The following is a 13,022-nucleotide window of genomic DNA, read 5'->3' on the forward strand; positions in this document are numbered from 1 at the left end:
GCATCCCCGCCGCGTGGCAAACCAAAGGACAGACACATGAGCAAGACCGGACTCGCAGCGCTGTTACGGCCCGAAGACAGCATCCTCGTTCTCATCGATCACCAACCGTTCCAGTTCACCAACCTGCACAGCCATGAGCCGAGCATGATCATCAACAACGTGGTCGGGCTGGCGAAAACGGCCAAGCTGTTCGGCGTGCCGACCATCCTATCGACGGTGCTGGCGGAGCGTGGCGGCCACATCATCAAAGGCTTGCAGGACGTGTTTCCGGAGCAGAAGCCGATTGACCGCACTTTCATCAACACCTGGCAAGATCCGAACGTGACTGAGGTGGTCAAGAAGAGTGGCCGCAAGCAGCTGGTGCTGGCCGCGCTGTACACCGAGATCTGCCTGGCGATGCCGGCGATCCAGGCGCTGGCCGAAGGCTACGACGTGTTTGTGGTCACCGACGCGTCTGGCGGCGTGACGCTGGAGGCGCATGAGATGGCGGTGCGCCGCATGGTCGCGGCCGGCGCCGTGCCGATCACTTGGATGGCGGTGCTGGGCGAATGGCAGCGCGACTGGGCGCGCGAGGAGACGGCCGGCGGCGTCGGCGGCATCATCCTTGAACATGGCGGCGGTAGCGCGGTCGCCCTGGCGTGGGAATTGCAACTGCTGGCCAGCGGCGGCGGGCACTGATATGGCGACCGATTCCATCGATTACGACGGCTTGATGCAGGCTAACCCGACCGAGGTGTTCGGCAATCGCGACGTGATCCAGCGCGTTCAGGCCATCAAGCGCTTGTATGCCGAAGACGCCATGCTGTATGAGCCGGACGCGGCGGTGCAGGGGCATGCCGCGATCGACGCCGCCGTCAGCCGGCTGCTGGGCAGGTTGCCGGCGGATTTCGTCTTCAGCGCCGTGGGGCCGGCAGTCGGTCACCATGGCATGGGCCGTTTATCGTGGCGGCTGGGGCCTCCCGGCGGCCCGGCGGCCATCACCGGCATGGATCTGGTGCAGATCAGCGATGGACGTATCCAGTCGCTGTTCGTGTTCCTTGATCCCGCTGCGCCATAGAGCCGATGTGAACGCGGTTTAACAAAACGGCTGGTCTCGTCGCCTGTTTAAGTTGACCAGCCCTTTGTGAGAACCGCCATGCTTGCCATATCCGCCTACCGCCCCTCTGTCAGCGTCGATGCTGGTAGTGACGCTTATCAGAACCTGCTGCAGAAGAAAATGGAGACGGCCAAAAAAAACGCGGCCACCATCGATGGCCTGTCACGCCGGGCCGATCTGGATCAGAAAGCGGCGGCGCGCATGCGTATCGACGAGATCAAGAAGCAGATCGAGATGCTGAAGAAGATGTTGGCGATGTTCGGCGGCAAAGACGCTAAAGCGATGTTGCAACAATTGAAACAGCTGGCCAGCCAGCTGAAACAGGCGGCGGGCGTATTGCGTACCCCAGCCGACAGCAGCGTGCCGGATGTGGCCGCCACGCCGGCGGAAGACAGCGCCGATTCCGCCACCGCCGACGATGGCTACGCGGAGGGACGCAGCGCCTACGCCGCGCAGCAGGCATCGGCCGATGCCGACGCGTTCCAGCTGCCTTCGCTGAGCGGAGATCAGCAGGGCGCGGCAGACAGCAAGCTGGTGGAAAGCGCGACGGTCGCTCTCAAATCGCTGCGCGCCACGCTGGAAAAGATCGTCAAGAAACAGGAAGGCCAGCTATAAGCTGATCTACACCCGGTGCCTGACCGGCGCGATCGACCATGACACCGTGTCCTGATCGATCATGCCGTGCACCGGCGAGTCGCGCAGCTCATCCATCAGGCGGTGCATGGACGCTGTGCCTTGCGCCACCGAATCCCAGCACAGCATGTCGACGATGGTGCCATCTTTTTGTTCGGCCATGGTGCGCGACTGGAAGCCCGGCTGGCGCGCCAGCCAGATGTCGAGTTCGGCATTGGCGGCGATGAACTCCTGGCAGGTGCAGCCGTTGAGCTGGAAAGTAGTGATTTCGATAGCGAGCGTCATGGTCATCTGCATCCGTGGTTGAGATGCTGTATCCTACGGCGAATGCTGCCGGCGCCGGTAGCGCCATCCTCTTAGCCTGATGCCGAATCCTCCAAATGAACCGCTTTGCCGAATTAGCCACGCTGATTGCCCGCCACGCCGATGACGATGGCCAGCGTTCGAGCGCCATCGACACCTTGTTCTTCGGCCGCCGCTCGGGGCGGACGGTGCCGGTGCATACTTCTCAGCAGCCGTGCTTTGCGCTGGTGGCGCAGGGCGAGAAGACGCTGACCATCGGCGAACACGTGATGCGCTACGGCGTCGGTGACTTCCTGCTGGTGGCGATGGACGTGCCGGTGGCGTCGTGCGTCACGCTGGCCACGCCGGAGCAGCCGCACCTGGGCGTCGGCATCATCATCGACACCACCAAGCTGAAGGAGCTGATGGGCCGCATCAGCATGCCGCCGTCGGCGCTGGCTGCCGCGCGCGGCTTGAGCGTGACCGTCAACCGCGCCAGCGATGCGCTGCTGGACGCCGTGCTGCGGCTGGTGCGTCTGCTGGACACGCCGGAAGCGATCCCGGCGCTGGCGCCGCTGATTGAACAAGAGATTTTGTATTACCTGCTGACCGGCCCGTGCGGGCCGCAGCTGATGCATATCGCCCAGGCCGATACACCCGGCAACAAGGTCGCTACCGCCGTCAGCTGGCTGCGCGCCAACTTCCGCGAACCGCTGCTGGTGGAGACGCTGGCGGCGCAGGCCAACATGAGCGCGTCATCGCTGCACCAGCACTTCAAGGCGATTACCGGCATGACGCCGATGCAATATCAAAAGCAGCTGCGCCTGCATGAAGCGCGCCGCCTGATCGCGCTGGAGCACCGCGATGTCGGCACGGCAGGCTACGAAGTGGGCTACCAGAGCCCGTCCCACTTCAGCCGCGACTACAGCCGCATGTACGGCCTGCCGCCGCAGCGCGATATCGAACGCCTGCGCGATCCCCAGGCCGTGACAGCCAGGGGCTGATCCCGTACGGCCCCAGACCCTATCGGCAGCGCTTATTTTTTGGCTTTGGAGATTTCCACTTCCCAATCGACGCCGGAGTCGATTTTGTTTTTCTCCGCATAGCTGCCCTGGTTCAGCGCGACCGCCACGTCCAGCAGGCTGTTCAGGTAGACCAGCGGCTTGCCCTTGGCGACGCCGCCAAACGTGTGCTCATACGGCGCCACCACGGTGTTCACCAGCTTCTTGTTGTGGAAGAAGCGCACCTGCACAGGCTCGTGTTCCTTGACGCCCAGCTGGTCAAACAGCGCTTTCGGCACATTGGTCCAGACGTTGCCGTATTTGATGTCCAGCACCGGGATGATGCCGCGCAGCTTGCCGTCGCTCAGGGCGGCTTTCTGATACGGGATCTTGATCACCGATTCGACCGGCAGCGACGGGCCAACCTGCTCGTAACTGATGGTGCCCGACGCCAGCCGCGCGCCTACATACGCGTACACGTCACGGCCGTGGAAGGTGTAGGACTCGCCCGAACCGGCGCGGCGGTTGACCTTCTCGTCGATCTCGCGCAGTTCGGCCACGCCGTCGCGCTCGGCGATCAGCGTGAACTGGCCGTTGTCCGGGCCGATGAAGTAGCGGCCTTCCTTGGTTTTCAACACCACCGACTTGCGCGTGGTGCCCACGCCCGGATCGATCACCGAGACGAACACCGTGCCTTGCGGCCAGTAGTTCGCGGTCTGGAACAGGCGGTAGCCGCCGACCCAGATGTCGTAGTCGGGAATATTGTGGGTCAGGTCGGCCACCGTCAGGTTCGGGTCGACACCGTAAGCCACGCCGTGCATGGCGGAGACGGCGCCATCAGAGGTGCCGAAGTCGGTTTGCAGCACCAGCGCGTTCTTGGCGGCGAAGGCCGGCGCACAGAATGCGGCGCTCAGGCAGAGGGCGAGGAGGATTTTTTTCATGGTGTCCTTTGGGTCAGAAGGTGTAGCGCAGGCGGCCGTAGAAGTATGCGCCATTCACGCCGATGGGGTTGATGAAGTTGTAGGGCAGGGCGCCGCCATAGGTGGCGTTGTTGGTTTCGCGCACGCGCTGCGGATAGCGGTCGAGCAGGTTGTCGGCGCCGACCGCCAGCGTCAGCTGTTTGGTCAGTTTGTATTGCGCTTCCAGGTCCAGCGTCCAGACGGCGGCGAAGCGCTGGATGTGGACGCCGTCTTCCACGGGTGCTTCGTCGTCATACGAAAAATCCTTCAGCGCGCCGAAGCGGGTGGCACGCGCCAGCAGGCTCCATTGCGCGGCTTGCCAGTCGGCGCTCAGCACCAGCTTGTTCTTCGGCGAGGCGTTGCGTATGCGGAACAGGCTTTCGTTGGTCAGCACGGTCAGGTCGGGATCGATCTTCGCCAACGCGGCCGAGCTTTGGTGCACCATATCGATGCGCGTCTTGTTGAGGTTGAGGGCGGCGTTCAGGTCCAGTTTGCCGCCGGCGAAGGACAGGTCGTGGTTCAGCACCGCGTCCAGGCCGGTGGTGGTGGTATCCAGCAGGTTGGCCAGGTAGGCCACCGACTGGATGTCGCTGCGGCCGATGCCGGCCAGGTAGGCGATGGCGGCGTCACTTTGCAGGTCGCTGGTGCGGGTGATGCGATCCTTGATCTTGATGCGGTAGCCGTCCAGCGTGAAGCTGGTGTTGCGCGCCGGCTTCCACGCCAGGCCCAGCGACAGGTTGGTCGATTTCTACGGTTTCAGATTCTGGGCGCCGAAGGCGCGCGCCAGGGGATCGCTGGCCGGCAGCAGCGACGCGGTTTGCAGGCCGGTGCCGTCGCTGTTGAAGTTGAGCGTGGAGAAGCGGAAGCCGGTCTGCACCAGCGCCGGTGCGCGGAAGCTGTTCGACACGGAGCCGCGCAGCAGGAAATCGTCGGTGAACTTGTAGCGCGCCGACAGCTTGCCGGTGCTGGCGTTGCCGAAGTCGCTGTAGTCCGAATAGCGCGCGGCCGCACCCACCAGCAGTTGTTTGGTGAGGTCGCTCTCGATGTCGGCGTAGACCGAGCGCAGGTTGCGGCTACCGTCAAACACGTCTTGCGGACGCAGGCCGGGACCGGCTTGCGCGCCGGGCGGCGCATCGGTGAACGGACCGGCAGCGTACGAGGCGGCATCGCCCGGTGAGCTAACGTAGGTTTCGCGGCTGAATTCCGCGCCGACCGCCAGGTTGACCGGCACGCCCCAGTCCAGTTCGCGCGTGACGTCGGCGTTCAGCGCGTTCTGGCGGTAATCAAACGTAGCCAGGTGGAAGCTGGTCGGACTCTGCGCGCCGAGCGAGGCGTTGAGCGAGTTGTTGACGTCGTAGTGGAAGATGTTGCTACCGTGACGCGCGCTCAGATCCCAGTTCCAGCCGCCGCTGGCAATGCGCACGCCGGCTACCACGCTGAGGTCGATGGCGTCGCCATGCGTCACCGGGCGATAGCCTTGCGGGTAGACCGCTTCCACATTCGACGGATCGCCCGGATAGCGGAAGTAGGCGCTGCCGTCCGACTTGCGCTTGTTGGCGGTGGCGAAGGAGTACAGGTCGACGCCGTCGCTGACCGCCAGCAGGGCGTTGTAGAACAGGTAGTTGTTGAGCGATTGCGCGTCGCCGGATTTGAATACCACCTTGCCGTCCAAGGCCTGGTCGGCCGGCGTGTAATTCCACGAGGTCCAGCCGGCGTCGCTGAAGCCGGCGCGCTGGGTCGGATTGCGGCTGCGGCTCTCGGCGCCGAAGCGGAAGAAGCCGGCGTCGCCCAGCGGCACGCCATAGTCGGCGTTGACGATTTTGGTCTGGCCGTCGGTCTTCTTCTGGTCGGTCGGCTGGAAGTCGGTGTGGTTGGCGCGGTAGCTGACCGAAGCCGAGCCGCCGGTGCGCTGCTGCTTGAGCACGATGTTGATGACGCCGGCCACGGCATCGCTGCCGTATTGCGCGCCGGCGCCATCGCGCAGGATTTCGATGTGGTCGATGGCGCCCGGCGGAATCGCGTTGATGTCGACCGGCACGGTGCCGGCAAAGCTGCTTTCGGTGTCCAGTACGGCGCTGGCGTGACGGCGTTTGCCGTTGATCAGCACCAGCACCTGGTCCGGCGCCAGGCCGCGCAGCTGCACGCCGCGCACCGAGTCGGAAGCGCCGCTGGATTCAATGCGCGGGAAGTTGATCGACGGCGACAGCGCTTGCAGGGCGGCGCCGACTTCGCCGCTGGACAAGGCGTTCTCCACCTCGCGCGCGCCGAAGCGGTCGATCGGCACGGCGGAATCGAACACGGTGCGGTTGCGCGCGCGCGAGCCGACCACGGTCACTTGATCGATGGCGGCGGTATCTTGGGCTTGGGCGGACGGCAGCGCGGCCAGCAGTTCGGCGAGCAGCAGCAGCGGTGGGAGGACATTCTTGTGCATCGTAAGATCCTGGTCTGAAAAGCAGACCATGATCTTACGGGCTAGCAAATCCAGTCCCTACGAACGATTGCTAATATGCTTATTCAATCTGGCAAGCGTTCATTGATCGCCAGCGCGCGGTCGATGTTCTTGATCAGCAGATCGACGTACTTCGGATCGAGGTGATGGCCGGCTACTTCGCGCAGGTGCTCGATGACTTTTTCGATCGGCCAGGCTTCCTTGTAGCAGCGCTTGTGCATCAGCGCGTCGAACACGTCGGCCACGGCGACGATGCGCGCGTACAGGTGGATGTCTTCGCCCTTCAGGCCTTGCGGATAGCCGCTGCCGTCGTATTTCTCGTGGTGCTGGTGGGCGATGACGGCGGCCGCCTTCAGGATCGGGCGCTGTGAACCATCCAGGATCGACAGGCCGACGGCCGGGTGCTGCTTCATGATTTCCCACTCGGCCGCATCCAGCTTGCCCGGCTTGAGCAGCACCGCGTCCGGCGTGGCGATCTTGCCGATGTCGTGCATCGGCGCGGCGTGCCGCAATACCGCCACTTCGTCGTCCGGCAGGCCGGCTTCCTGCGCCAGCAGGTAGCACACCTCGGACATACGGCGCACGTGGTTGCCGGCTTCGTTGGAGCGCGATTCGACGACGTCGCCGAGACGCATGATCAGCTCGGCCTGGGTATCGGTGATTTCCTGGCTCAGCAGGATGTTGTCGAAGGCGATGGCGACGCCGGAGCAGAATACTTCCAGCAGCTTGGTGTCGATTTCCGAAATTTCCGCCACGCCCTTGAGCACCAGCAGCGACGCCTTGCCGCTGGCGTTGGGGAAGTAGCCGATGTAGGTGTCGCCTTCCACGCGCGAAATCTGGTTGCTCTTGGCGGCGTCGATCTGCGCCAGCACTTCCGGCGACAGCAGGGTGCCATCTTCATCGCCGATCTTGGCCAGGATTTCGTAATCGTTCTCGCCGCTGATCGCGGTAGCACCACGCAGGCGCAGCAGCATGCTGTGTTCCAGGCGCAGCAGGGCCACCACCTGTTGCAGCAGGCCGTTGGCGAAGTCTTTCAGATTGCGCTGGCGGAAGATGTGCGAGGAGGCGGCGATCACGCGTTCCAGGCCTTCGCGATAATTGATCTGGGCGCGGTGGGCTTCCTCCACCTTCATGATGTCGCGGTAGGCGCGCAGCGCGGCGAAGGTGGTGGTGAACAGCTTGGTGCGGTCCAGTTCGGTTTTTTCTTTGTAGTCGTTGATGTCGTAGTTGACGATCACGCGTTCTTCCGGCGCCTGGCCGGGCTGGCCGGTGCGCAGCACGATGCGGGTGAACTGGTTGTCCAGGTCTTCGCGCATCCAGCGCGCCACTTCCAGGCCGCTGTCCTCCTTTTCCATCACGACGTCGAGGAACACCAGCGCGATGTCGGACTCGCGCGCCAGCACTTCCTTGGCTTCGGCGCCGCTGTAGGCGTGGACGAAGCTCAGCGCGCGGCCGTCGAGACGGAAGCGGCTCAGCGTCAGTTTGGTGATGTCATGGATGTCCGGTTCATCATCAACCAACAGGACTTTCCATGGTGCTAACTTGGGCGAGGCAGATGACAGAAAAGACATATGAACAGATTCCGCAAATTGTTTCAGCTGAATGACACCCGATTGTAGTCTGACCCACAGCCATTAACAACAGGCAATAAATATTCCCGTTGCTCTGCACAACACCTTGGCGGCGCTACTGTACGCTACGATACATAACTGCAGTGCAGCATGGCACTTTTAGCGCTGAAGTGCACACACAACAATACTTCGTTTTTAGCAATATTACTATCGAAAAACAAAGATTTTTGCAAAGTGTGGTGGGGATGCTAGTCGTCAGCAAGTTTTTGCGGTGCGCGCAATTGGTCGAGAATCGTCGCAGCGGCTTGTTCGGCCTGTGATTGCGCCTCCGCTTCGCTGGCGCAGGGCACGTCGGCCACCACCCGCTGCTTGGGATACACCTCGTCCATATGCATGGGATTGTCGGACGGCACGAAGATCGCCACGAAGGCGCCCCACTGGTCGGTGCCGGGCAGGGCCTCGGCGGTGAAGTCAATCTGGTATCCGTCTACGTTTTTCGTTGGCATGGTCGCTCCTCGCTGGCGGCTGATGGCGATATGCTACTGCAGCCGGCAAAGCGGTGACGCCCGAGACGTGTTTGGTTGCGCATTGCCGCCGCCCGATCGCGGGTGGGTAAGCTAGAGCAGGGGAGCGCTTAACAAGCGGTCGTCACCGGCTTTGGGCGTGCCGCGGCCGTCGGTGTTGTTGGTGATGATGTAGAGCCTGCCATCGGGGGCGACGGTGACGTCGCGCAGCCGGCCGTATTGTTGGACGTAGAAGTCTAATGACGTGCCGGGTGCAGCGATCGGCACTTTGCGCAGCCGTTCGCCGCGCAGGTTGGCGATGTAGATGTTGCCGCCGCTGATGGCGATGCCGCTCGGGCTGGCGTCGGCGGTCGCCCATTGCTGAAGCGGATCGATGTACAGGCTGTTGCCGGCTTTGCCTTCTACCGTAGGCCAGCCGTAGTTGCCGCCGGCTTTGATCAGGTTGAGTTCGTCCCAGGTGTTCTGGCCGAACTCGGATGCGTACATGGCGCCATCGCTGGCCCACGCCATTCCCTGTACGTTGCGGTGGCCGTAGCTGTAGACGTAGGAGCCGACGAAGGGGTTGTCGGCGGGCACGCGGCCGTCCGGCGTCAGGCGCAGGATTTTGCCGCCCAGCGAGTTGAGATCCTGTGAGCGGCTGGTGGTGCCGGCATCGCCGGTGGCGGCGTACAGCATGCCGTCCGGGCCGAAGGCGATGCGTCCGCCGTTGTGGTTGCTGCCGGATGGGATGCCGGTCAGGAGTGTTTGCGCTGCGCCAAGGCGGGTGGTGGTGCCGGAGCCGGTCAGCGGATAGCGTTCGATGCGGTTCTCGGTGCCGGCGCTGAAGTAGGCGTACAGGTAGCCGTCACGTACGGCGATGCCGAGCAGGCCGCCTTCGCCAGTGCCGCTCACGCCATTGATGGTGGCAATGGCGGTCAGCGCGCCATTCGCGCCTATCGCCTGGATGCGTGCTGTGCCGCGCTCGCTGATCAGCGGGGTGGTGCCGTAAAAGGCGATGGACCAAGGGATTTGCAGGCCGGTGGCCAGTACGGTGGGGGCGCCGGAGGGCGTGGTTGGCGTGGTCGGCGGCAACGGCGTTGTCGCGCTGCCGGAACCGGAATTGCCACCGCAGCCGGCAATGTTGAATGCGAGGAGGGCGGCGCAAGCGTGTTTCAACATGATAGTTCTCCGTGGGCGAGCTATCTGGGTATTATCGGCCGCATCGGCCGGCAAGCGCCGCACGGTAGCTTGCGGTTACCCCAAAACGGAAGGGTCTGACCCCGTATGGGGTCAGACCCTGGCGCCAGCGGTGTGCGGGTTGCGCAGTTGCCGCGAACGCCGGAGGGATCAGCTGAAGGTCAGGCCCGGGAAGCCGGTCAGGTAGCCGACTGCCGCGCCGTAGCGGTCGCGGTAGTTGGCGCGGATCAGCGGGTCGAGCGTGGCTTGCACTTTGCTGTGCAGCGCCGACTCCCAGTCGCCGGCGTGCTGGAAGTTGCTCATGATGTAAGCGAAGCCGTTGATGTCGTCCACGGCATGCAGGCCGGTCGATTCGGCGCCCGACGGCGTCGACAGGATGCGCGTCAGCGCCTTGGTGTCGACGTTGTACGCCCACAGGAAATTGTTGACGTGGGTGCCGCTGTCTTCGCCGATAAACAGCGTGCGCAGCTTCTCGGAGAACTTGATGTTGTCCGGGTTGGCCACCTTGTCCGGATTGGCCAGGTTGCCCAGCGCGTCGGCGGTTTTCAGATCTTCCGACAGCAGCGCCGGTACGGCTGCCATGTCGACCGGCACCCATTCGCTGTTGATGGCGGCGCCGGTGTCATCCACCTGGCCGGCCTTCATGTTCAGCGCGTAGACGGCGCCGGCGCTTGGGCCCTTGATCGAGATGCCACCCGAGCCGTTGGTCATGGCCGAGCCGATCGCGGCAATCGCCGAGTACGCGATCTTGTCCTTGGCGTTGACGGTGGTGCCTTCCATTTTGGTAAAGCCCATGCTGCCGCCCTTGAACGCGGCATAGCGGTGGGTTTCCAGGAACGCCGCCGCCTTCTCTTTGCCCGGCACGATCTTGATCCAGTTGAATTTGCCGTTGAACGGGATCTTGGTGTACGACGCATCCAACGGGTCGGCGGTTTTCACGTCCATGATGTCGGCTGCTTTCAACTGGTCGGCCAGGGCCTTGATGTCGGCCGAAGTGGCGCTGCCCAGCTTGATCCACGACAGCGTGGCCGAGCCGCCGTTGTCGGTGGTTTTCTGGTTCCACTTGGCGACGTACAGCGTGCCGCTGGACAGGTCTTTGGCCTTGTCGGCTACAAACATGAACAGGCCGCCGTTGGTGGCGTCGTCGCCCATCAGCGTGGTGCGCTCGTCCGGCATGACCTGCACCAGCTCGTGCGAGATGCGGCCGAGGCAGTAGTGCTTCTTGCAGCTGCCGGTGCCGTCCGGGTTGACGGTGATTTCGGGCAGGTGGCCGTAGTGATACGGGTTGGCCTTGGTGGCGTCGCCGTACAGGTTGGTGCTGAAGTTGGCGAACTGGGTGTTGGTGCCGATGACGGTCGCATCCGGCTCGTATTCTTCGCTCGACAGGTGGGTGTTCCATGGCGAACGGCTGGCGCCGCAGGTGATCCACAGACCGTTGGCCGGGCTGGTGTCGACGTTGTGGTATTTCACCAGCGTCAGCGCGCCGGTGGTTTTGTCCTGGTCCAGCGTCAGCACGGCAATCGGCGACGGCAGCATGCCGTACACCGAGTCGCCCTTGACGTTGCGGGTGGTGTATTCAAACTGCACGACGGCGAACACGGCATTGCCCTTGATGCCGGACACGGTGGTCGATGCCAGCTTCAGCAGCGAGGTGCCGTCCGGCGCGTCGGAGAAGAACTGGCGCGAGTTGGCATCGGTCTTGTCCAGGATCGGCTTGTTGTTGATGTCCCAGTAACCGCCGGCCAGGGTAGTGCCGCCGCTGCCGTTCGGCACTTGCGCGCCGGTGATGAAGAAGGTCTGATAGGCCAGACCGTACGGCACGGTCTTGCCGTCCGAGTACAGCGCCTGCATGGCCGAGGCGACCGTGGTGGTGGCCATTTTTGGCGCGTCGGCCAGTGTAGGCGCGGCCATGCCGGAGAAGCTCACCGACATCAGTTGCGGCGCCGGCGCGGCGGTGTCGCCGCCACCGCAAGCGGCCAGCAGGGCGGCGGTGGCGCTGCCACCAGCCAACGGCAGCAGTGGCGCGCCGGACAGGAATTTGAGGAGGCTGCGACGGGAGGAATCAAGTTGCTCGGTCATGGTAAATACCCTGTTGTAGTTTGTGGCCGATCCATGTGCCTGGCTGGCATCATGCGAAGCAGTGGCTGGGCTTCGACGGCGGCAATCTTAACGATTTGGTATGACAGGACTGTGACATTACGATACAAAGCGATACATGCTGTCACGCAGGCAGTCATGGCTGGCGATTGGTAACAAACTTATTCAGCGCGGGCGTGCGGCGGGGAAAAGGTCTATATTGACTGCATCAACTATGCAAGGAGAGGCAAAATGCGCCCAATGACCCGAACCGTGCTGGCCGCCGTCGTGGCGTTGCTGGCCTCCAGCGCCGCCCTGGCCGAAGTGACCGTCACTTACACCAAGCCGGACGACTATACCGATCTGGCGCGCGGCGCCTATGACCGTGATCGTGTGCTCAAGCAGTTCACCGATTATTTCGCCACGCTGGAGAAAAAGCTGCCGCCGGGCGAGAACCTGAAGATCGATGTGCTGGATATCGACCTGGCCGGCCGCATGTACCCGCGCCGCAATGGCGACGAGATCCGCGTGCTGAACGGCGGCGCCGACTGGCCGCGCATGCATCTGCGCTATACCTTGGAGAAGGACGGCCAGGTGCTGCGCAGCGGCGATGACAATATCGCCAACATGAATTACCAGCAGAGCCGTTCCAGCTATTTCGACAGCGATCCGCTGCGCTACGAGAAGCAGATGCTGGATGACTGGTTCACCAAGGCGATTGTGCCGAAGGTGGCGACGAAATAAGCCGGCTCAGTCGAGCCGGTTCACCTTGGGAAATTTGGCCAGGAACGCCGGCGGCATCGGCGTCACCTGGCCGCTGTTGTAATTGAAGAAGACAAAACCATATTTGGCCAGCGCCACCAGTTTGCTGTCCTTCGGCCGGCTGACGCGGAACACGATGTCGCCGCCGTACTGGTTGAAATCCATCACGCCCACATCGAACACCAGCTGGTCGCGTGCGTGCGCCTCCGCCTTGTAGGTGGTAGCCAGGTCGGTGACGATGATGCCGACGCCGTCCGGCCCGGTCTCCTGCACGCCGTATTCGAACAGGAAGCGCGCGCGGGCTTCCGAAATCATCGAGATCATCGAATCATTGCCCAGATGGTTGGCGCCGTTGATGTCGGTGGCGCGCACGGTCAGCTGGGTGGAGAACAGGAACAGGTGGTCTGGAAAATCCAGTTTGAGGCGGGCCATGACGGTGTTTCCTTGAATAGGACGCGGTGATTCTTACGCGCCGGCTCACCCTTTAGAGGTA

General features: G+C 63.2%; 12 protein-coding genes and 1 pseudogene. 5 read left to right on the forward strand and 8 right to left on the reverse strand.

The window, feature by feature from the left end; all coding sequences use genetic code 11:
- The first annotated feature begins 36 nt into the window (after positions 1-36).
- From HH213_RS14035 to HH213_RS14045, 3 genes are all read left to right on the forward strand, one after another.
- Positions 37-678: a hydrolase gene (locus tag HH213_RS14035; protein WP_110846526.1), complete on the forward strand. Its 642-nt coding sequence runs from the start codon at positions 37-39 to the stop codon at positions 676-678.
- A 1-nt stretch (position 679) separates the two neighbouring features.
- Positions 680-1,057 (forward strand): nuclear transport factor 2 family protein, encoded by a 378-nt coding sequence (locus tag HH213_RS14040; protein ID WP_169112612.1) that lies wholly within the window; start codon positions 680-682, stop codon positions 1,055-1,057.
- Between the two features lie 78 nt (positions 1,058-1,135).
- Positions 1,136-1,711: a hypothetical protein gene (locus tag HH213_RS14045; RefSeq protein ID WP_169112613.1), complete on the forward strand. Its 576-nt coding sequence runs from the start codon at positions 1,136-1,138 to the stop codon at positions 1,709-1,711.
- A 6-nt stretch (positions 1,712-1,717) separates the two neighbouring features.
- On the opposite strand, the gene HH213_RS14050 is transcribed toward HH213_RS14045, so the two are convergent.
- On the reverse strand, positions 1,718-2,014 hold the full coding sequence (locus HH213_RS14050; RefSeq protein WP_217363515.1) for a hypothetical protein: 297 nt from the start codon (positions 2,012-2,014) through the stop codon (positions 1,718-1,720).
- A 95-nt stretch (positions 2,015-2,109) separates the two neighbouring features.
- Here HH213_RS14050 and HH213_RS14055 point away from each other — a divergent pair, with 95 nt between their 5' ends.
- The gene (locus tag HH213_RS14055) at positions 2,110-3,015 is read left to right on the forward strand and encodes an AraC family transcriptional regulator (RefSeq protein ID WP_169112615.1); all 906 of its coding nucleotides are present in this window, start codon (positions 2,110-2,112) and stop codon (positions 3,013-3,015) included.
- A gap of 32 nt (positions 3,016-3,047) precedes the next feature.
- Here HH213_RS14055 and HH213_RS14060 read toward each other — a convergent pair whose 3' ends face one another.
- From HH213_RS14060 to HH213_RS14085, 6 genes and pseudogenes are all read right to left on the reverse strand, one after another.
- Positions 3,048-3,953 (reverse strand): SAM hydrolase/SAM-dependent halogenase family protein, encoded by a 906-nt coding sequence (locus HH213_RS14060; RefSeq protein WP_169112616.1) that lies wholly within the window; start codon positions 3,951-3,953, stop codon positions 3,048-3,050.
- A 13-nt stretch (positions 3,954-3,966) separates the two neighbouring features.
- Positions 3,967-6,432 (reverse strand): annotated as a pseudogene (locus HH213_RS14065) (TonB-dependent receptor plug domain-containing protein).
- A 53-nt stretch (positions 6,433-6,485) separates the two neighbouring features.
- On the reverse strand, positions 6,486-7,991 hold the full coding sequence (locus HH213_RS14070) for an HD domain-containing phosphohydrolase (protein ID WP_169112618.1): 1,506 nt from the start codon (positions 7,989-7,991) through the stop codon (positions 6,486-6,488).
- A 248-nt stretch (positions 7,992-8,239) separates the two neighbouring features.
- Positions 8,240-8,497: a hypothetical protein gene (locus tag HH213_RS14075; RefSeq protein ID WP_169112619.1), complete on the reverse strand. Its 258-nt coding sequence runs from the start codon at positions 8,495-8,497 to the stop codon at positions 8,240-8,242.
- 111 nt (positions 8,498-8,608) lie between these two features.
- Positions 8,609-9,673, reverse strand: coding sequence for a PQQ-dependent sugar dehydrogenase (locus tag HH213_RS14080; RefSeq protein WP_169112620.1), 1,065 nt, complete (start codon positions 9,671-9,673; stop codon positions 8,609-8,611).
- A 168-nt stretch (positions 9,674-9,841) separates the two neighbouring features.
- Positions 9,842-11,770, reverse strand: a complete 1,929-nt coding sequence (locus HH213_RS14085; RefSeq protein ID WP_169112621.1) for a PhoX family protein — start codon at positions 11,768-11,770, stop codon at positions 9,842-9,844.
- A 249-nt stretch (positions 11,771-12,019) separates the two neighbouring features.
- Between HH213_RS14085 and HH213_RS14090 the strand changes: the two genes are divergently transcribed.
- Entirely contained in the window at positions 12,020-12,511 is a 492-nt protein-coding gene (locus HH213_RS14090) for a DUF3016 domain-containing protein (protein ID WP_110846535.1), read from the forward strand.
- Between the two features lie 6 nt (positions 12,512-12,517).
- Here HH213_RS14090 and HH213_RS14095 read toward each other — a convergent pair whose 3' ends face one another.
- Positions 12,518-12,961, reverse strand: a complete 444-nt coding sequence (locus HH213_RS14095) for a thioesterase family protein (protein ID WP_110846536.1) — start codon at positions 12,959-12,961, stop codon at positions 12,518-12,520.
- Between the last annotated feature and the right edge of the window lie 61 nt (positions 12,962-13,022).

Source organism: Duganella dendranthematis, from assembly GCF_012849375.1.
Taxonomy (GTDB): Bacteria; Pseudomonadota; Gammaproteobacteria; order Burkholderiales; family Burkholderiaceae_D; genus Rugamonas; species Rugamonas dendranthematis.